This is a genomic window from Paraburkholderia sp. BR14374, from assembly GCF_040948685.1.
GTDB classification, from domain to species: domain Bacteria; phylum Pseudomonadota; class Gammaproteobacteria; order Burkholderiales; family Burkholderiaceae; genus Paraburkholderia; species Paraburkholderia youngii.
This window is the reverse complement of record NZ_JBFPKF010000120.1, coordinates 1-825: the sequence shown is the minus strand read 5'-3', so window position 1 is coordinate 825 and position 825 is coordinate 1. Positions and strand designations below refer to the sequence as shown.

Genomic DNA, 825 nt, shown 5'->3' with positions numbered 1-825 from the left:
GCCCGGTCGAGGCGCTCAAGTGCCTGTTCGAACAGCCGCTCGACGACGGCGCGTAGCTGCCGGTATCGATAGAGGTGATGACGCAGGGCGTGATCGCAGGCTTGCTCGACCAGCCAGGCGGGATACTTCTTCGCCAGCGCGACGATGCCCCACATGCCGCGGTGGCCAACGCGACCTTCGGCGTCAAACAGATGCTGGCACAGCGCCTTCGTTTGTGGACCGATGTCGCCGGCGCTGGCTAACGCGACGCTCGTCTGGCGCGACGGATTGAATGGCCGCTCGTTCTCGGGAAGCTCGAGCGACCCCGGCTCGGTGTGGCGTGGATGGGTGCGCAGCAGCTCCTGCGAGCGACGATCGCGGATCTCGATCGTGGTGTCGTAGATACGCACGCACACGAGACTCCCGATGGGCGCGCAGGCCGCGCCGCATAGTTGCTGCGATCGACACTCACGGTGGTATCGTCCCAGACAGTGCGCACGACCTCGGTGAAGTAGCGGAAGCCCGTCGCAGGCAGCGGCCGCAGGTGCGGTCTTTCCTCCTGGAACATCGCTTCGACCTGTCGCCGGGCGCGACCATGGATACGTTTGGCGGCCCAGTTCTCTTCCCAGTGCATCAGGAATTCGTTCTGGGCCTCGAGCGATTCGAAACGCCGGCCGGCGAGCGCAGTGTTCTGCGTGTGCTGGATTGCATTCTCAACGGTGCCCTTTCGATTCGGATCACGCACGCGGGCCGGGTCGGCGACGACGCCGTAGTGCTCGAGCATCGCGGCATAGAGCCGGTTGATCTCGGGCTCGTACAGGTCGGGCGTGATGACGCCCTCGCGGA

At 65.3% G+C, this 825-nt stretch carries 1 pseudogene; it reads right to left on the bottom strand.

The window, feature by feature from the left end:
- Nucleotides 1-825: pseudogene (locus AB3X86_RS38290) on the bottom strand (IS21 family transposase); the annotation flags it as partial.